At 40.3% G+C, this 19,369-nt stretch carries 17 protein-coding genes, 4 tRNA genes and 1 pseudogene; 19 read left to right on the top strand and 3 right to left on the bottom strand.

All coding sequences use genetic code 11. The annotated features are described in order from the left end of the window. Window positions 1-16: 16 nt before the first annotated feature. Both CSB87_RS13090 and fghA read left to right on the top strand, forming a co-directional pair. A pseudogene (locus CSB87_RS13090) lies at window positions 17-1,135 on the top strand (C13 family peptidase); the annotation flags it as partial. Beyond that, on the top strand, window positions 1,104-1,955 hold the full coding sequence (gene fghA, locus CSB87_RS13095) for an S-formylglutathione hydrolase (protein ID WP_004888680.1): 852 nt from the start codon (window positions 1,104-1,106) through the stop codon (window positions 1,953-1,955). The pseudogene CSB87_RS13090 and the gene fghA, both read left to right, overlap by 32 nt. Here fghA and CSB87_RS13100 read toward each other — a convergent pair. Beyond that, window positions 1,952-2,224, bottom strand: coding sequence for a DUF2218 domain-containing protein (locus tag CSB87_RS13100; protein WP_004888677.1), 273 nt, complete (start codon window positions 2,222-2,224; stop codon window positions 1,952-1,954). The genes fghA and CSB87_RS13100 overlap by 4 nt on opposite strands. A 184-nt stretch (window positions 2,225-2,408) precedes the next feature. Between CSB87_RS13100 and rpe the strand changes: the two genes are divergently transcribed. The 14 genes from rpe to CSB87_RS13170 all read left to right on the top strand — a co-directional run bounded on the left by rpe (window position 2,409) and on the right by CSB87_RS13170 (window position 12,580). Further along, the gene (gene rpe, locus CSB87_RS13105; RefSeq protein WP_004710471.1) at window positions 2,409-3,095 is read left to right on the top strand and encodes a ribulose-phosphate 3-epimerase; all 687 of its coding nucleotides are present in this window, start codon (window positions 2,409-2,411) and stop codon (window positions 3,093-3,095) included. Between the two features lie 355 nt (window positions 3,096-3,450). Further along, entirely contained in the window at window positions 3,451-4,272 is an 822-nt protein-coding gene (locus CSB87_RS13110) for a Cof-type HAD-IIB family hydrolase (protein WP_004888675.1), read from the top strand. Between the two features lie 101 nt (window positions 4,273-4,373). Next, window positions 4,374-4,769 (top strand): hypothetical protein, encoded by a 396-nt coding sequence (locus CSB87_RS13115; RefSeq protein ID WP_023188473.1) that lies wholly within the window; start codon window positions 4,374-4,376, stop codon window positions 4,767-4,769. A 40-nt stretch (window positions 4,770-4,809) separates the two neighbouring features. Beyond that, entirely contained in the window at window positions 4,810-6,744 is a 1,935-nt protein-coding gene (locus tag CSB87_RS13120) for a copper resistance system multicopper oxidase (protein WP_004888671.1), read from the top strand. Next, on the top strand, window positions 6,731-7,486 hold the full coding sequence (locus CSB87_RS13125) for a copper resistance protein B (RefSeq protein ID WP_004888669.1): 756 nt from the start codon (window positions 6,731-6,733) through the stop codon (window positions 7,484-7,486). Before CSB87_RS13120 ends, CSB87_RS13125 begins: the two co-directional genes overlap by 14 nt. Window positions 7,487-7,514: 28 nt before the next feature. Then, window positions 7,515-8,510: a cation transporter gene (locus CSB87_RS13130; protein ID WP_004888668.1), complete on the top strand. Its 996-nt coding sequence runs from the start codon at window positions 7,515-7,517 to the stop codon at window positions 8,508-8,510. 148 nt (window positions 8,511-8,658) lie between these two features. Next, window positions 8,659-8,979, top strand: coding sequence for a DMT family transporter (locus tag CSB87_RS13135; RefSeq protein WP_002115842.1), 321 nt, complete (start codon window positions 8,659-8,661; stop codon window positions 8,977-8,979). A gap of 11 nt (window positions 8,980-8,990) precedes the next feature. After that, on the top strand, window positions 8,991-9,470 hold the full coding sequence (locus CSB87_RS13140) for a methylated-DNA--[protein]-cysteine S-methyltransferase (RefSeq protein WP_002050401.1): 480 nt from the start codon (window positions 8,991-8,993) through the stop codon (window positions 9,468-9,470). Between the two features lie 136 nt (window positions 9,471-9,606). Further along, entirely contained in the window at window positions 9,607-10,827 is a 1,221-nt protein-coding gene (argJ, locus tag CSB87_RS13145) for a bifunctional glutamate N-acetyltransferase/amino-acid acetyltransferase ArgJ (protein WP_004888666.1), read from the top strand. A gap of 146 nt (window positions 10,828-10,973) precedes the next feature. Next, window positions 10,974-12,038 carry a quinolinate synthase NadA gene (gene nadA / locus CSB87_RS13150; protein ID WP_001278265.1) on the top strand — a complete coding sequence of 355 codons (1,065 nt, stop codon included), beginning with the start codon at window positions 10,974-10,976 and terminating at the stop codon, window positions 12,036-12,038. Between the two features lie 142 nt (window positions 12,039-12,180). After that, window positions 12,181-12,257: transfer RNA gene (locus CSB87_RS13155), tRNA-Pro, on the top strand. Between the two features lie 56 nt (window positions 12,258-12,313). After that, window positions 12,314-12,390: transfer RNA gene (locus CSB87_RS13160), tRNA-Arg, on the top strand. A 33-nt stretch (window positions 12,391-12,423) separates the two neighbouring features. Continuing rightward, a tRNA-His gene (locus CSB87_RS13165) sits at window positions 12,424-12,499 on the top strand. A 4-nt stretch (window positions 12,500-12,503) separates the two neighbouring features. Further along, window positions 12,504-12,580 (top strand) — tRNA-Pro (locus tag CSB87_RS13170). Window positions 12,581-12,728: 148 nt separating this feature from the next. On the opposite strand, the gene add is transcribed toward CSB87_RS13170, so the two are convergent. After that, window positions 12,729-13,724 (bottom strand): adenosine deaminase, encoded by a 996-nt coding sequence (gene add, locus CSB87_RS13175; protein ID WP_009499898.1) that lies wholly within the window; start codon window positions 13,722-13,724, stop codon window positions 12,729-12,731. A 401-nt stretch (window positions 13,725-14,125) separates the two neighbouring features. Here add and CSB87_RS13180 point away from each other — a divergent pair, with 401 nt between their 5' ends. Beyond that, a complete protein-coding gene (locus CSB87_RS13180) occupies window positions 14,126-15,301 on the top strand; it encodes a zinc-binding dehydrogenase (RefSeq protein ID WP_023188475.1) in 1,176 nt (391 codons plus the stop codon). Between the two features lie 105 nt (window positions 15,302-15,406). On the opposite strand, the gene CSB87_RS13185 is transcribed toward CSB87_RS13180, so the two are convergent. Continuing rightward, window positions 15,407-16,354: a LysR substrate-binding domain-containing protein gene (locus tag CSB87_RS13185; protein ID WP_004888660.1), complete on the bottom strand. Its 948-nt coding sequence runs from the start codon at window positions 16,352-16,354 to the stop codon at window positions 15,407-15,409. A gap of 245 nt (window positions 16,355-16,599) precedes the next feature. Between CSB87_RS13185 and CSB87_RS13190 the strand changes: the two genes are divergently transcribed. Together CSB87_RS13190 and CSB87_RS13195 are read left to right on the top strand one after the other, a co-directional pair. Then, a complete protein-coding gene (locus CSB87_RS13190; protein WP_004888657.1) occupies window positions 16,600-17,820 on the top strand; it encodes an acyl-CoA dehydrogenase in 1,221 nt (406 codons plus the stop codon). A 225-nt stretch (window positions 17,821-18,045) separates the two neighbouring features. Continuing rightward, window positions 18,046-19,368: an MFS transporter gene (locus CSB87_RS13195; protein WP_004888654.1), complete on the top strand. Its 1,323-nt coding sequence runs from the start codon at window positions 18,046-18,048 to the stop codon at window positions 19,366-19,368. Window position 19,369: the final 1 nt, after the last annotated feature.

A 19,369-nucleotide genomic window follows, 5' to 3' on the forward strand; every position in this document is an offset into this window, starting at 1 on the left:
CGACTTTCGCAAGAGGTCTATTTTATTAATTCAATGTTTAATTCAATATCTGGGCTCTAATGGTTATTTGAACTTTGTTCCCGACGCTATTTATAACGGTATTTTACCGAGTCTGTTTGTGGCACTTTTTGTGTGGCAAAGTTTGGCAGTTATTTGGGTTTTCTCGCGTGAGCTGAAATGGCCTTGGTGGGAGCGGGCGTTGGTCATGGTTGCGACCATTGCAACTATGGTTGTTTGGCAGCTTTCCGTAAAAGATCAGCCTATTTGGAAAGTAGAAGACTCCCCACCTACCTTTGCCGAAGATGCTTTCTATGCACAAAGTAAGTTACTTCATGATGCGTTAGAGCAAGTCCAGTATGGTGAGCTAGCGAAAAGCCACTGGTATTTCTTAGGTGTTGCGGGCGACAGTTACCAAGACGTTTTTAAATCGGAAGTAGTTCGTATTAAAGAACAATTCGATACACGTTTCGGTACTGTCGGACGTTCGATGATGCTAGTCAATAATCCAGATACTCGAACCGAAATTCCGATTGCGTCTAAAACTAGTATAGAGTTGGCTCTACGCCGTATGGGCCAGCAAATGAACCGTGATAGTGATGTATTATTTTTATATATGACATCGCACGGTGAACAAAACCATTTTGAAATTGAAAATGCGCCTCTAGATTTGGGGCAAGTCGATCCGAAATGGTTACGTGAAACGCTCGATAAAGCGGGGATTCGTTGGCGTGTAATTGTCATTTCCGCCTGTTACTCGGGAAGCTTTATTCCGGCGTTACAGTCACCTGATACTTTAATTATTACTGCATCTGCGGCAGATAAAACTTCGTTCGGTTGTAATAACGAAGCTGATTATACGTATTTTGGACGAGCTTTCTTTGACTTGGCCATGCGAGAGCAGTCTTCAATGAAAGATTCGTTTAATGCCGCTAAGCAAACCGTAACTAAATGGGAAGTCGCTCAAGGTGTAGAACCTTCAGAGCCGCAATGGATGATTGGTAAGAATATGGAGCTTATGCTACCTCAGTTGGAAAAATATCTTTTCCCACAGCAAAGCACAGGTAGTGTAAATATTGCTCAAACACAAACAGAGGCTAAAAACGATGCAACTCCTGCAAAAAAACCGCTGCTTTGAAGGTGAGCAGCGCATTTACCAGTTCGATTCTCAATTATTAAAGGGCTCTACTAAGTTTGGTGTTTATTTGCCACCTGCAGCTTTGGAAGGTAAACCTTGCTCAACTTTGTTTTACTTAGCGGGTTTAACGTGTACTGAGGAAACTTTTGCAATCAAAGCCCATGCACAACACATGGCCGCGCAGCTTAGCCTCATACTGATTACACCAGATACTTCTCCTCGTGGTGAACAAGTCGCTGTAGGTGACCATTGGGATATAGGGCAAGGTGCTGGCTTTTATATTAATGCAACGCAAGCGCCTTGGTCTGAGCATTATCAAATGGAAAGCTATTTAATTGATGAGTTATATCCACTCATTTTAAAAAGTTTTCCGGTAAATGCTAAACAAGTTGGTGTCTTCGGACATTCGATGGGTGGCCATGGTGCCTTAACTTTAGCTTTTAAATATCCTGACAAGTTTAAGTCGGTATCTGCATTTGCACCGATTTGCGCGCCAAGTGAATGTGCATGGGGTGAAAAAGCATTTAGCCATTATTTAGGTACAGACCGCGATAGCTGGTTGGCTCATGATGCTACAGCTTTAGTCTTAAAAAATGGTGCAGTTTTTAGCGAAATTTTGGTTGATCAGGGATTGGATGATCAATTTTATGAACAACTTCACCCTGAAAAATTTAAGCAAGCATGTTTAAAAGCAGGACAGCCCTTAACTTTAAGACAACATGCTGGCTATGATCATGGCTATTATTTTATCCAGACCTTTATGGATGAGCACTTGCAGTTTCATGCAATCCAGTTAGAAAAGGTAACATCAGCGAGTTAGTGCTGCCATTCCACCTGAAATTCTTGTTGAGCCATACGGTTTAGGTGATCAAGGACAACTTTTTCCAAGTGGTCGTGATCATCTAACTGACTATCAATAGCAACATTTAATTGCTCTGTTTGAGGTGCAAGTGTAATGGTTGCACTAGGCATGAAGATTTTAAAATCTTGATCAGTTTCTTGTACTTCAAATTTGTGCTTCCAATGATTGACTAGACGTTTTGCAATGCGTTTACCATCATTTGTTAATAGATGAGTTGTGCTTTTCATTATCAATCCTCACATTGGTTTAATGTACCTTAACAAATTCGTTTGGCACTTAGCATTCTATAGTAGCAACGTTACGTTGCAAGTTTGAAATGTTGCCATTTAAGCAAGGAAGAGCGGGCCAACTAGGTTCTTTTTTGTTATAATTTTTAGCCTCTCCTTAAATTTTTAGCCAGGTCATCCACCTATGTCCAAGCCTTATTTGATTGCTCCTTCTATTTTATCTGCCGATTTTGCTCGTTTAGGCGAAGATGTAGACAAAGTGTTAGCTGCAGGTGCAGATGTAGTGCATTTTGACGTTATGGATAATCACTATGTTCCAAACTTAACTTTTGGTGCAGGGGTGTGTAAGGCTCTAAAAAAATATGGTGTTAAAGCTCCTATTGATGTGCATTTAATGGTATCTCCAGTTGATCGTATTATTGGCGATTTCCTAGAAGCTGGCGCAGATATTATTACGTTTCACCCAGAAGCATCTCACCATATTGACCGTTCATTGCAACTTATCAAGTCAGGTGGTGCTAAAGCAGGTCTAGTTTTCAATCCAGCAACCCCATTACATTATTTGGACTACGTACTTGATAAAGTTGACCAAATTTTATTAATGAGTGTAAACCCAGGTTTTGGCGGACAAAAGTTCATTCCAATGACTTTAGAAAAATTACGTGAAGCTCGTAAAATTATTGATGCAAGTGGTCGAGATATTCGCTTAGAAGTAGATGGTGGTGTTGGTCCTGCAAATATCCGTGAAATTGCAGAAGCTGGTGCAGATATGTTTGTTGCTGGTTCAGCAATTTTTGGTCAACCAGATTATAAAGTTGTAATTGATCAAATGCGTGCAGAGCTTGCTAGAGTTGGTACTGTGAGCGTTTAAAAAAGCTTATTAAGCTGAGAGTAAACTTGTGGATAACTTTGTTTATAACTTTATGGATAACTGTGTTGATAACCGTATGGATAAAATGTTGGTAAAATAAACAAAAAGAGATCAACCGTTTACTCTCTACACAAAATATATGAAAAAAGAACGCTTTGGCGTTCTTTTTTTATACGTATTGGATATTTTATTGTCTGTTTTTTTATTAAGCTTTGCTAAAAAATGACCTGTGCAAAAAATGAGATGGAGCTGTGTAAAACTTTTAAAACATAATAGATAGAAAACTGTAAAAGTGTCATGAAAAGTAAAGCTAAATTTGATTTAATAAGATTTTAGTAAGAGACCTAGATCATTAATGACAGTAAAAATTTTAGCGGTAGATATGGATGGGACTTTTCTTAATTCTAAGAAGCAGTACAACAAAGCACGTTTTTTAAAACAGTATGAACAACTAAAACAAAATAATATTCATTTTGTGGTGGCCAGTGGTAACCAACTTGCAAAGCTTGTTACTTATTTTCCAGAAATTAATCATGAAATTGCTTTCATTGCAGAAAATGGAGCACATGTTGTAGATGCAGGGCAAGAACTCGCTTTTGCTCATTTAAGCAAAGAACAGTTTGGTAAGATTCTAAAAGCGATTGACCCTGCGTATACCTCGACCATGGTGATCTGTGGGAAACAGAGTGCTTATGTACATAGGAGTATGAATGCAGAGGACTACGCTAAAGTCGCTCGATATTTTGAGAAGCTGACAGTTATCGATGACTTTTATACGTTAGATGATCTGGTGTGTAAAATTACTTTTACTGCTCAGGAAAACGAAAGTTTTGCAATTTTTGAACATTTTCAGAAGCAAAACTTCGTAGCAGATAAGGTTTTAGTGCCTGTTTCTAGTGGCTTTGGTTTTATTGATTTGATCCTTCCAGATCAACATAAAGCGCATGGTTTGGAGCTATTACTACAAAAATGGCAGATTGAAGCCAATCAAGTGGTTGCGATTGGTGATAACAATAATGATATCCAGATGATCAAAGCAGCAGGTTATGGGTTTGCGGTTGAAAATGCTATTGAAGCTTTAAAAGCAGTAGCACCTTATACAACACGAAGTAATGAACGAGAAGGTGCACTAGAAGTGATTGATTTAGTTCTTCAGCATCAACCTCCGTTTGCTTAATGACCATAAAAACAATCAATTAAGATGTAAAATTGTATCTGTTTTAAAACTTGGTTATGCTTATACCCCATAGATAAATGGATTGCTCAAGGCAATAAATGATGACGCTGCAACACTTACGCAAGTATGCTTGGTTTGTGTTCCTAATGACTTTGGTCATTGGGTGGAGTGGCGTGTCTGTTGCTCAGATGCCTATGCAGCGTGATCTTCATACAATGCCATGCCATAGTAAACAAATGACACATCACACTATGCATGTTCAAGCTGATAATCAGGCGATATGTCATCAATCTATGGTTAAAGTTTCTCATCAACATGGTGAACACTGTCAAGACTGTAACCCAGTGCATTGTCAAATGGTGAATCTGGCTTTACAGCAAGCTGTACCAGATATTGAAACATCATTTATTCCTATTTCATCTCAATTTAGTAGTATTTATCAGGCACAGCATTTAGCTGGATACTGGCAAGAAATCTTACGTCCACCAAAAGCTTAATCCTTTCTTACTTATTTTTTTAGTTAAAAGGATTACAGCAATGTCTCATAAAACAATTAGCAGCCTCGTCGCTGTATTTGGTCTATTGGTTTCACCATGGACTCTCGCGGCAATTAAGGAATATCACCTTAATATTAATGAACAACAGGTCAATGTTACGGGCAAACCCCTTAAACGAATTACCGTAAATGGCAAGTTTACAGCCCCACTTCTTGAGTTTGAGGAAGGGGATGAGGCTGTTATTCATGTTCATAACCAATTAAAGAATCAAGATACCTCTTTACATTGGCATGGCTTATTACTACCTGGGTTAATGGATGGTGTGCCCGGTTTCAATGGTTTTAAAGGAATCGCGCCAAACGGAGATTTTGTTTACCGTTTTAAAGTGAAACAAAATGGCACATATTGGTATCACGCCCATAGTAAAGGCCAAGAACAAGATGGTCTATATGGACCACTCGTGATTTATCCAAAAGGAAAAATACCCGTTGCGGCGCATGAAAAAACTGACCGTGATTATGTGGTGATGCTTTCAGATTTTCATCAGTCTTCTAGCGATAGTATTTTAAAGAATTTAAAGAAATCTGCTGAGTATTATCAAAACCGCCGTGAAACCGTATCTGATGTTTGGAAGCAAGTTAAAGCACAAGGCTTAAAAGCAACTTGGCAAGATCGTTCGATGTGGAATCAGATGCGGATGTTAAAAACCGATATGTCTGATGTGACGGGTTATACTTTCTTAGTTAACGGCAAGACACCAGAGCAAAACTGGACAGGTAATTTTAAAGCGGGCGATAAGGTTCGATTGCGATTTATTAATGCATCAGCTATGTCTTTTTTTGATGTCAGAATTCCAAATTTAAAAATGACTGTCGTGAGTGCAGATGGACAGCCAGTTAAACCTGTTGCAATTGATGAGTTTCGTATTGGTACAGCCGAAACCTACGATGTCATTGTAGAACCTAAACAAGCAAATTATCAGATTGAAGCTGAGTCTATTGACCGCAGTGGTTTTGCCATTGGTACCCTGCATGATGAAAATACCCAAGCTGTAGGGCCGGTTCAAATCCCAGCATCACGCCCACGTGCTTTATTAACCATGGACGATATGGGCATGAGTCATGGGGGGAAAAGCGATCAACATGCTGGCCATCAAATGACTATGCAACATGACATGCCGGCTATGCCTGAGATGAAAAAAGAGACGAGTCAGGCTAATCATGATTCTACAATGATGAAAATGGACCATGACATGAAAGATATGTCACCTGACGGGCATGACCATTCTATGATGCACATGAAGCATGACATGTCGGCCATGTCTGAAATGAATCATGATATGCAAACTATGTCATCTAGCGAACATGATCACGCTATGATGAATATGAATCATGAGATGCTATCTCAATCTGAGAATAAGCCTAAAAATGATGAACCCGTTTATGGCTGGGCAAATGCTTCAACACCAGCAGGTATGAAAGCACTGCAATATAGTGATTTGCAGTCTTTAACACCGCAGCCAGATACTCGTGCGCCCGAGCGTGAATTAGTCATTCGTTTAGGGGGCAACATGGAACGTTATATCTGGACTATTAATGGTAAGAAATTTAACGAAGCTGAACCATTACAAGTTAAATATGGCGAACGTATTCGCTTGAAGTTTGTAAATGACAGCATGATGGCTCATCCAATGCATTTACATGGCATGTTTATGCAATTGGAAAATGGTCAACAAGCTGAAAACTTACCAAATAAACATACCATTATTGTTCCACCTGGAAAGACCGTTACTGCGTTATTGACAGCCGATGCTTTGGGAGAATGGGCGATTCATTGTCATTTGCTCTATCACATGAGTGCGGGAATGATGAATAAGTTGATTGTTGCTCAAGTAAATGACAGCCAACAACCAGCTCAATCACAGCCACCTGTTCAATCTGAAAATGAGAAAGGAGCTAGTCATGCGCATCACTAAGTTATTTTCTCAAATGATATGTTGCGGTGCTTTCTCGGGTATATCTTTATTTGCTTTTGCTCAAGAACCTTTAACACACGATCATTTACGCGAACATGGTGGACAGGTTTATCAAGCAACTAAGATTGATACTGGCTGGACTCAAAATGAAGAGGGTGAAGGCAGTTTTTCTTCTGAATTGGAAAGCTGGGTGGGAACGGATGAAAATAAATTGTTCATTAAAGCCCATGTTGAAAAGGCCGAGTCGGAAGATGCCAATTATGGCGGTTCAGTACTTTATAGCCGCAATATAGCTGATTATTGGGATGTACAGGCTGGGGTAAACTATGAACGTTTACAACGGGAAGACGAAAAGCAAGAACGTTGGGCTGGTGTAGTGGGTTTACATGGCATGGCGCCTTACTTTTTTGAAACCGATGCTTATCTTTATGCAGGTGAAGATCAGTTATGGAAGTTGAGCCTAGAGACTGAAAGAGATTTGCTTTTTACCCAAAAGTTGATTGGTAAGCCCTATTTAAAAGCAAGCGTTGTTTTGCAAGATGAATCTCGCTATGCCAGTAAAACGGGATTATCGAGTTTACAGGCAGGTTTTCAAACCCGTTATGAAATCAATAAAAAGGTCATGCCATTTGTTGATGTCGGCTATGGTTATGAAAAAGGTTTAAAACAAACTGCTTGGCAAACTGGAACCGACTCTGAAAATGGTTGGTATTATGGTGCAGGTTTAACACTTAAATTTTAATTGCCGAACAAAAAGTAAGCTTAATGACATGCCATTAGTTTATACTAATGGCATTGTTTTTTGTGTCAGTTATGGTGCAAAGATGGCTTTAGAAAAACAAGAGAATCAAATAAATGTAAATAAAAGCTGCTCAAGCTGTGGGTGTTCAAGCGTAGCAACTCAGGAATATTCTATGCCGAGTGAACCTATGGCAAATAAAATCCAATGGGTGAGTTATTACCATATTCCTCACATGGATTGTGCAGCAGAAGAGCAGATGGTGCGAATGGCGTTAGCACCTTATGCTGGCCATATTCAAGAACTTGAATTTGATTTGCCTGCTCGGCATTTAGCGGTGTATCACAGTACAGAAGCTGAAAAAATTACCCAAAGTCTGCAACGCCTAGGTTTAGGGGCAGAGTTACAGCAAACTCAACCTCACTATGAACCCGTTGAAAAGCCTAAAAAGGTACGTGTTAGCTCTTCAGCCAATGCAGCACAAAAACAGGTTTTACAATGGTTGTTACTTATTAATGCAGTGATGTTTTTTATCGAATTTATGGCAGGCATCATTGCGTCATCAACAGGATTAATTGCTGACTCACTCGATATGTTTGCCGATGCGGCAATTTATGGAATTGCTTTATTTGTGGTGGGTAAAAACCTCAATGCTCAATTAAAGGCTGCACATATTTCCGGATGGTTTCAGTTTGGCTTAGCCATGATTGTGTTAGTTGATGTATTACGTCGTTTTATATACGGCAGTGAACCTGTTTCAATTCTCATGATTTTAATTGGTGGTTTAGCGCTTGCAGCCAATGTTAGTTGTCTTCATTTAATGAGAGATCATAAGGAGAGTGGGGCACATATGAAGGCGAGTTATATATTCTCTGCCAATGATGTCATCGTAAACTTAGGTGTCATTATTGCGGGAATATTAGTTGCAATCACTGGCTCTCGTTATCCTGATTTAATTATTGGATTGATTATTGTTTTGTTTGTTTTAAATGGTGCTCGGAAAATTCTACAACTCAAAAATGAATAATATTTTCTGATAAAGGCAAGCTTGAGTTCGGGTTTGCCTTCATTTTTTATTTTAAAGTAAACTGAGTCTTCACATAAGGAGGAACGACCTCCCCCATAATGGGTAATCATGTCGGGACGACCTGACACTATAAAAATTAGTGAATGTTATGGCTTGGGCTATTTTAATTTTAGCAGGTGTATTTGAAATCATTTGGGCATATTCTATGAAAATGTCTGAAGGTTTTACACGTTTAACCCCTAGTGTTATTACCGTAGTTTTTATGATTTTGAGTGTAGTTCTACTTTCAATATCAATGAAAACTTTACCTCTTGGTACTGCTTATACGGTTTGGACAGGCATAGGTGCAATTGGATCATTTTTAGTGGGTATATTTTTTCTTCATGAGCCTATTGGTGCAATGAGAATGATTGCCGCTGTACTGATTGTATCGGGACTGGTTCTAATGAAAATTTCGTCTCCATCTTAAAAGGATAAAGTATGTTGCTGTCTTATAAGTATATCAATTCGCCTGTTGGGCAATTAAAACTAGTTGCGAATGAAAATGCTTTGGTGGCAGTACTTTGGGACAATGAAAATCCAAAACGTGTTCGACTGGCAGAGCTGGTCGAACAAGCTGAGCATCCGGTTTTATTAAAAACTGAGCAACAGTTAAAAGAATACTTTGAAGGCAAACGCCGTGAATTTACATTGCCATTAGATTTTGAAGGTACAGCATTCCAAAAACAGGTGTGGACCGCATTACTCAGCATTCCTTATGGCGAAACAAGAAGTTATAAAGAAATTGCTGTTCAAATTGGAAATGAAAAAGCAGTGCGAGCAGTAGGGGCTGCCAATGGTAAAAACCCAATTTCGATTATTGCACCTTGTCACCGAGTCATTGGCGCGGGTGGTGCTTTAGTGGGTTTTGCTGGTGGTCTTGATAAGAAAGATATTTTATTAAAATTAGAGCAAAAATAAGCTATTTTTAGCGCTCGATTTTTTCAGGCTTTTCTAATAAGCTGTCAATACTGATATTTCATATAAAGCGGGTTTTATGACCTCGCTATTTTCTGAAATATTGATCTTTTCATAACAAACTCTGGATGTTCTAAAAATGGCTGTCGGCGACGTAACAATGCCACAAATGCATGTGGTAAAAGGTGTAAAAATTGGCTCAACAGAAGCATATGTACGTTACCAAAACCGACGAGATTTAGTCATTTTTGAGTTTGCAGAAGGTTCAAATGTTGCGGGTGTATTTACTCAAAACGCCTTCTGTGCAGCACCTGTTCATGTCTCTAAAGCTCATCTTGCTCAAGGCAATCCTCGTTATTTAGTAATTAATACAGGTAATGCCAATGCGGGTACTGGACCTACAGGCTTAAAAAATGCTCAAGCTACTTGCGCGAAGTTAGCTGAGCTTGCTGGTGTGAACAGTTTTGAAGTACTTCCGTTTTCTACAGGGGTAATCGGTGAGCAGCTTCCAATGGAACGTTTACTTGCTGGTCTTCAACCTGCATTAAATAGCGTACAAGATGCTGCTTGGAATGATGCAGCAAATGGCATTATGACGACAGATACAGTTCCTAAAGGTGCATCTGAACAATTTGAACTTGATGGCATTACTTATACCATGACTGGTATTAGTAAAGGTGCTGGAATGATCCGTCCAAACATGGCAACCATGTTGAGCTTTGTTGCTACAGATGCGCCTATTAGCCGCGATTTAGTCCAAAAGCTATTAAAGACAACGGTTGAGCATTCATTTAACCGTATTACCATTGATGGTGATACTTCAACAAATGACTCTTGTATTTTTGTGGCGACTGGTCAGGCTGGTGGCACTGAAATTACATCAGACAGCGATGCGCGCTACGCAAAAGTATTAGAAGTGCTTGCTCGTGTCATGAACTGTTTAGCACAGTTAATTATACGTGATGGCGAAGGTGCGACCAAGTTCATTACTGTTGCGGTAGAGGGTGGTGGTAACACTCAAGAGTGTTGTGACATTGCGTATAGCATTGCACATTCTCCACTCGTTAAAACTGCACTGTTTGCATCTGACCCGAACTGGGGACGTATTTTAGCGGCAATTGGCTATGCAGGAGTGAAAGACTTAGACGTGTCTAAAATTCAGGTGTGGTTAGATGACGTTCAAATCTGTAAAGATGGTGGTGCAGCCGAGGACTATACCGAAGAAGCGGGTGCGCGCGTTATGGCACAAACCGAAATTACCATTCGCGTTGATTTAGGTCGCGGTCAAGCCAAGGACACAGTCTACACCTGCGATTTATCTTACGACTACGTCAAGATTAATGCAGATTACCGTTCGTAAATATTCAGTTATAATCAAGCCTCGACAAAGAGGCTTTTTTATTAGCCCCAGCTTTTGATATTAAATGATTCAATCTAGTAAATCATTTAAGCAGTAACGTTATATGCGAGCAGGTATGCCAGCATGAAGGATAGAGAAGACGTTTTATGAGTGATGCGACTTTAATTGCCAACGATGCAAAAAACATTGTACAAGCGCATTTAGACCGTTTAGGTGAACCAAAAGACAACCGCCTAAGTGAAGAAGCAAAACAACAAAAGTTTGCACAGATCGAAGCAGAGCTCAAAAAACGTGATGCTGTCCTTGTTGCTCACTACTATTGCGATCCCGATGTACAAGAACTTGCAGAAAAAACAGGTGGATGCGTTTCTGACTCTTTAGAAATGGCCCGTTTTGGACGAGATCATGCAGCCTCTACACTGGTTGTAGCTGGTGTTAAGTTTATGGGGGAAACAGCTAAAATTCTGTCTCCAGAAAAAACAATCCTGATGCCGACACTTGAAGCAACTTGTTCACTTGACTTAGGTTGTCCAGTCGATGAGTTCACAGCATTTTGTGATCAACACCCTGACCACACCGTAGTGGTTTATGCCAATACATCGGCTGCTGTTAAAGCACGTGCGGATTGGGTAGTGACTTCCAGCTGTGCAGTTGAAATTGTTGAGCACCTAGACAGTTTGGGCGAAAAAATTATTTGGGCACCAGATCAGCACTTAGGTCGCTATATTCAAAAGAAAACTGGTGCAGATATGTTGCTTTGGGATGGCGCATGTATTGTGCATGAAGAATTCCGTGCACGTGGCATTGCCAACATGAAAGCACTGTATCCAGACGCTGCTGTATTGGTACATCCAGAGTCGCCAGAGTCGGTAGTAGAAATTGCCGATGCGGTAGGTAGTACTTCTCAACTCATTAAAGCTGCACAGACTTTGCCAAATGAAAGACTCATTGTGGCAACTGACCGTGGTATTTTCTACAAAATGCAGCAAGCAGTACCAGATAAGATTTTAGTTGAAGCTCCAACGGCGGGTGAGGGAGCAACTTGTCGTTCATGTGCGCATTGTCCGTGGATGGCAATGAATGAACTCGACGGAATTTTAGAAGTTTTACAAAAAGGCGATCAAGAAATACACGTTGATCCAGCGCTTGCTGAACGTGCCAAAATGCCTTTAGATCGAATGTTAGCCTTTAGTGCATCGTTAAAACGTTAAAAAGCCTCAAAATGCTTGTTAAATATACATTTGATAAGGATTTTTAACTTTTTTTGACAATAGGTGTTGACGTCTGAGGGCGTCGCGCCTAGAATGCACACCGTACCGCACGATGTGCGATACAGCAAAAGCTGAGATAGATCGGAGCATAGCACAGCCTGGTAGTGCACCTGGTTTGGGACCAGGGGGTCGTAGGTTCGAATCCTACTGCTCCGACCACTTAAAAGAATATTTTAAGATCGGCGAAGTATCGCATGATAAGCATCATCGGTTAAGCGCCTGTAGCTCAGTTGGATAGAGCATCCGCCTTCTAAGCGGATGGTCACAGGTTCGAATCCTGTCAGGCGCGCCATTTGGTAGCTTGGTACATAGAACTTATTTGATGGTGGATGTAGCTCAGTTGGTAGAGCCCTGGATTGTGATTCCAGTTGTCGCGGGTTCGAATCCCGTCATTCACCCCAATTTCGGAGCATAGCACAGCCTGGTAGTGCACCTGGTTTGGGACCAGGGGGTCGTAGGTTCGAATCCTACTGCTCCGACCATATTTAAAAGCGTTCAAGCTTTCTCAAATATTGAAAATAATTTCTTCTAGTCTTACAGACAGAAGGAATTTTTTTGTTTTTATATATTTAAATTTTAATTCATACACACTCCAATATTTGAACTTGTTTAAATAAGTTCTGTTCTCTGCTATTGATATTTCTGCCTTAACTCATCTTTTTCTTGTTCTGATAAAAATGCGATTTTAAGTCCATTTTGTTGAGCTATATAAATTTGCTCAGGACTTAAACCTGCCAGTGGAGCAGCAGTTAAATATTCATGTTGTATTTCAATACCTTCAACAGCAGGGTCATCTGTATTAATGGTGGCAAGCACACCATGTTCTAAAAAAGTCTTTAATGGATGTTCTGCTAAAGAAGGCACTGTGTTGGTTTGAATATTTGAGGTGAGACAAGATTCAATACCAATCTGGTGTTTTGCCAAATAATCTAAAAGTTTTAAATCTTGAACCGCTTTAACACCATGCCCAATCCGTTCGGCACCTAATTCTTCAATGGCTTGCCAAATACTCTCTGGGCCAGCAGCTTCGCCTGCATGTACCGTAATGTGCCAACCTGCATCACGCGCTTTTTTAAAGTGTTCAATAAATAAATTGCCCGGAAAACCAAGCTCATCTCCAGCAAGATCCAACGCTTTAATATCATTTTTATGGGCGAGTAGAGCATTTAACTCTTTTTCACAGGCTTCTTGGCCAAAAGTACGGCTCATAATGCCAATTAAATTCGCTTTTACCCCGTAAGCTTGGCTACCTTCTTTTACGCCAGCAATAACTGCTTCAACAACCCCTTCAAGTGGAAGTTGATGGGTCATTCCCATATAACCCGGTGAAAAACGTAACTCTACATAGTCTAGGCCTTGCTGTGCTGCATCTTGCATATTTTCAAATGCAATACGTTTGCAGGCATCTAGGCTTGCTAATACTTTTACTCCCCAATCGAGCTTAGATAAAAAACTTAATAAGTCAGGTTGGTTATCCATCACTTGTACGTGTGGTCGCAAAGATTCAATGTCGTAAGCAGGCAAATCTAAATGGTATTGTTGGCCTAATTCTAAAATAGTTTGAATGCGGATGTTGCCATCAAGATGACGGTGTATATCTGTAAGCGGGAGCGTTTTTGTAATCATAGATTTCTTCTTATCTGTTTGCATCAATTCATCATGCCTGTTTAGAGCCACTGATAAAAGTTTGGTTTTGCTATGTTTTTGTGAAAAGCGTTGAGTTGAGTTTTTTGAACTTACTATATTTGTATAAGTTTTAATTTTGATGACATTGTTCTGGCCTAAGAAGATAACGCAGTCTGTGTAAGATACAAGCACCAAGATTTTTATTGTTTTTAATTTCGCTGAGCCTGTTTTTGTTGACTCTTCAAGAGTAGATTGGCTGAAGAATGGTCATTGGTATTTTGGCTTTTACTTGTAAAGATGAAGAAAGGCTTGCTAAAGACCAAACCGATAAAGCGATTAATTTATCTGTAGAAATCTATTTCTGGCAAGTAAATGAAAAAGAAGAAATAGGAAGCACTCAAATGAAGTCGGTACTTTGTCATCAAGCAACATTACAAGTAGTGGATCAACCAAACTTAACACCTGCAAAAGGGCAAGTTTTATTGGAAGTGGTGCGATGCGGGATCTGTGGTTCAGATTTACATATGCAGCACCACTGCGACCACATGCATGATTTGGCTGCACGTGTAGGGTTTAATGGTTTAGCGAAGTCCACAGACCCGTTTGTACTAGGACATGAGTTTTGCGGCAAGGTTTTAGACTACGGTCCAAAAACACGTCATAAATTTAAAGCCGACACACTCGTTTGTGCAATGCCGCTTTTAAACGTTGATCAGCATGGTTATTTGTCTACAGGCCTTTCTCCAAATGCTTCGGGTGGCTATGCCGAGCAAGTATTGGCTCAATCAAGCTTGATATTTGAAGTACCGAATGGTCTAGATGCAGATAGTGCTGCCATGACTGAACCTATGGCAGTTGCATTGCATGCGGTTCGCCGTAGCCGCGTAAAAACTAGTGAACCTGCGATTGTGGTCGGTTGTGGTCCTGTCGGGCTAGGTGTCATATTAATGCTTAAAGCAGCGGGGGTTAAAACCGTAGTTGCCAGTGACTTTTCTCCAAACCGCCGTAAGCTTGCCGAGCAATGTGGTGCGGATATTGTGGTAGACCCTAAAGAGACATCGCCATTTGCCAACTGGAAAGAGTTTGGTTTACTTGGCAATGTTTCTGATGCCATTAACATGGGCATGGGACTGTTTGATAAGTTACAAGCGACTCGCTTACCATGGTGGCATGGATGGCGCATGATTGATAAATTAGGCGCTCTGCCAAAACGCCCTGTTATTTTTGAGTGTGTTGGCGTACCGGGCGTTTTACAGCAAATTATTGAAGGTGCACCTTTATTTTCCCGAATTGTTGGGGTGGGCGTGTGCATGCAAAGTGACAAAATAGAACCAGCACTTGCGATTAATAAAGAGTTAGAAATTCAGTTTGTATTGGGATACACGCCGCTTGAGTTCCGAGATGCGCTACATATGATTGCAGAAGGTAAAGTGAACTGTTCACCGCTCATTACAGGTGTTGTTGGCCTAGAAGGTGTTACGAGTGCATTTGAAGCGTTACGTGATCCTGAACAACATGCCAAAATCTTAATTGACCCGAAACGTAGCGGTTCAGATATTCAATTAATGAAACATTAATTTCAAAGCCATTTACGCTTAACTAAAAAGATTGTGATCTTATTAATCACAATCTTTTTTTATATGTATAGATCGCGATATTGGGTATAAAGAAAGGCTATTGAGTTAATTTGAATTACTCTTTAGTTGTTCTAGTTCTTGGTAAATCCACTCAACAAATTTTTGAATAGTCGGTGAGATGTCTTGGCTCGAATGAATAAGGTAATACTTTCGGCTGCCTTTTAGTTTTTTATTGGAAACAATCACCAGTTCCTTTTTTTGTAGTTCAGACTCAATCAACATTTGTGGAATTAAAGCCATTCCCATGTCATGGCTGGCAGCAACCGCAAGCATTGAAAATAACTCATGGCGTTGTCCATCAAAAGGTTTCGGGTGTTGCATCTGATGAGTCAGAAACCATTCTTGCCAAATACTAGGCCGAGTGGTTTGTTGTAGTAGGGGGATTTTTAATAAATCTTCTGGACTTAAATCATAGGTATTTTCATTAATCATCACAGCATCTGGAAAATACTTTTCGATTAGCCTTGGCGAGCACACAGGTACAATTTCTTCATCCATTAAATAATGCGCTTGTATGCCGGGCCAGTGGTCAATTTGCTGCTGCGTACCTGCAAAAATCGCAGCGTCAAAAATATTGTCATTAAATAAAAAGGGCTTGGTACTGGTTTCTAAGTGAACCGTAATTTCAGGGTGTTTTTGATTTAAAAGATGGAGCTTGGGTAACAGCCAACGCGTTGCGAAGGTAGGAACTACACCTAACTTTAATGTTCCACCTAAACCTTTATGAGAAATCACATCGGCCGTACATTTCTCTAGCCCTAACAAGTAGGGTTTAATGCTTTTAAAATACTGTTGACCAGCAATGGTGAGTTCAACACCATGCCGAGTACGTATAAAGAGTTCAACGCCCAAGAAATCTTCTAACTGCTGAATTTGGCGCGAGACTGCACTTTGGGTAATACATAACTCTTGCGCAGCATAGGTATAACTTAGATGTTTTGCTGCACTTTCAAAGCAGATTAGACCCTGAATAGACGGGATGCTTCTTCGCATAAATAAATCCTTTTATTTGTCGTCATATTTCAAAACAGCATATGACCTAAATGCAGATATCCGAGTTTAGTATAAAAATAAGCCATTTTTAATGAAATACAACGAATTAAATATTTAAATTTAAACCTTCTTATTTTAAATATGCGTAAGTCGCATATCTGCATGAACATTTATCGTTTGATTACTGAATTTTTCACGCATAACATCGAGTTAAATAAAGAAGATCCAATTAAGCAGAGGATGCGATGAATCACATGGTGACAACAAAAAAAGCAAAAGTTCAATTTAACTGGAAAGACCCATTTTTAATTGAGCAACAGCTTAGCCCAGATGAGCGCATGATTCGTGATGCGGCTCATGCCTATTGCCAAGAACGTTTGCAACCCCGCGTACTTGAACAATTCCGTCATGAAACAACAGATCCTTCCATTTTTCGTGAAATGGGGGAGCTCGGCTTACTGGGGCCAACCATTCCCGAGCAATATGGTGGCGCGGGTTTGAACTATGTGAGTTATGGTTTGGTTGCGCGCGAAATTGAATATGTCGACTCGGGCTACCGCTCTATGGCGAGCGTGCAAAGCTCATTGGTGATGGTTCCGATTCATGAGTTTGGTACCGAAGAGCAAAAGCAAAAGTACTTACCTAAACTTGCCACTGGTGAATACATTGGCTGTTTTGGTTTGACCGAACCTGATCATGGTTCAGACCCAGGTAGTATGATTACCCGTGCTAAAAAAGTTGACGGTGGTTATCGTTTAAGTGGCGCAAAAATGTGGATTACCAATAGCCCAATTGCCGATGTATTTGTTGTTTGGGCAAAAGAAGTTTCTGCTGAAGGTAATGTGGGGGATATTCGCGGTTTCATTTTAGAAAAGGGCTGGGAAGGTTTATCTGCGCCTGCCATTCATGGCAAGGTCGGTTTACGTGCATCGATTACAGGCGAAATTGTAATGGATAACGTTTTTGTGCCTGAAGAAAATGCGTTCCCTGAAATTCGAGGTTTAAAAGGTCCATTTACCTGTCTAAATAGCGCCCGCTATGGTATTGCATGGGGGGCAATGGGTGCTGCCGAGTTCTGTTGGCATACCGCACATCAATACACCATGGACCGTAAACAATTTGGTCGCCCGTTGGCTGCAAATCAGTTGATTCAAAAGAAATTGGCAGATATGCAAACTGAAATTGCTTTGGGTTTACAGGCAGCTTTACGTTTTGGCCGTATGAAAGATGAAGGCATTGCATCAGTTGAAGGTACATCTTTAATTAAGCGTAATAACTGTGGAAAGGCACTTGATATTGCTCGTATGGCACGTGACATGATGGGTGGAAACGGCATTAGTGACGAGTTTGGTGTGGCACGTCATTTGGTCAATCTTGAAGTCGTAAATACCTATGAAGGCACACATGACGTTCATGCCTTGATTTTAGGTCGTGCACAAACAGGCATAGCCGCATTTAGTAACTAACTCATTCATTTTTAAAGGTAGAGGTGTTCTTTCGGGAGCACCTGTAGGGATTTTTACGCAAAAATTTATGGAAAATGACAAGATTCATCGTAAGGATACTCATGTGAAGATGTGCCTCTGTGTACTTAAAACCAAATGTAAGATTATGAAAATATAGAAGATTAAGTCATACAGAAAACATAAGTAGGCTGCCGATGACTCATTTGGGAAAATGAGGAACTAAAGATGAACAATGACGTTCAAGTAATATCGAAAGAGTTGAGAACTACATTTCCAAGTAACCTTGGAACATATGAAAAGATTGGACCTCATACATGGAAATGGGCGTTGTTATTTGCCTATTTTGCGATGGTGGTCGATGGTATTGATATTATGCTGCTGTCTTATAGCTTGACCAGTTTAAAAGCAGAGTTTGGGTTAAGTACCTTTCAAGCGGGTGCCTTAGGTAGTGCTTCTTTGGCAGGTATGGGTATTGGCGGTATTTTGGGTGGTTGGGCATGTGACAAGTTTGGTCGCGTACGGACCATTGCCAACTCGGTGACTTTCTTTTCTGTAGCGACTTGTTTGTTAGGCTTTACGCAAAGCTTCGAGCAATTTATGGCTCTACGCTTTATAGGTGCTTTAGGAATCGGAGCACTCTATATGGCCTGTAATACCTTAATGGCTGAATATGTACCGACTACTTACCGTACCACGGTATTGGGCACGTTACAGACGGGTCAGACCGTAGGTTATATTGCTGCAACGTTATTAGCTGGTGCAATTATTCCAGATCATGGCTGGCGCGTTTTGTTCTTCCTGACCGTAGTACCTGCTTTCGTTAATATTTTCCTGCAACGATTTGTGCCAGAGCCAAAATCTTGGCAGCTCACCAAAATTGAAAGCTTACAAGGCAATAGACAACCTAAGGAAATGGTCGTGGCTGAAAAGCCAAAAAGTAGCAGTATCTATAAGCAAATCTTTAATAACTTTAAGCACCGTAAAATGTTTTTGTTGTGGATGACCACAGCATTCTTCTTGCAGTTTGGTTATTACGGCATTAACAACTGGATGCCAAGTTATTTAGAAACAGAAGTGCATATGAACTTTAAAAATTTAACCAGTTATATGGTGGGTTCATATACAGCAATGATTCTAGGCAAAATTTTAGCGGGTTATCTTGCTGATAAATTTAACCGCCGTGCTGTTTTTGTGTTTGGAACAATTGCCAGCGCTGTGTTTTTGCCAATCATTATTTTCTTCAATACCCCTGACAATATTTTGTATTTATTAATCACCTTTGGCTTCTTATATGGCATTCCATACGGTGTAAATGCGACTTATATGGCTGAAAGTTTTTCAACCGATGTACGCGGAACAGCCATTGGCGGTGCTTATAACATTGGTCGTGTCGGCGCAGCGATTGCACCAGCCACCATTGGTTTCTTGGCATCGGGTGGAACTTTTGCCATGGCCTTTATTGTGATGGGTGCTGCGTATTTTGTTGCAGGGGTATTGCCAGGCTTATTCATTAAAGATCGTCAGTACGATCCACAAAGACAATCATAAA

The organism is Acinetobacter sp. AR_0276 (genome assembly GCF_003000705.1).
Taxonomy (GTDB): domain Bacteria; phylum Pseudomonadota; class Gammaproteobacteria; order Pseudomonadales; family Moraxellaceae; genus Acinetobacter; species Acinetobacter nosocomialis.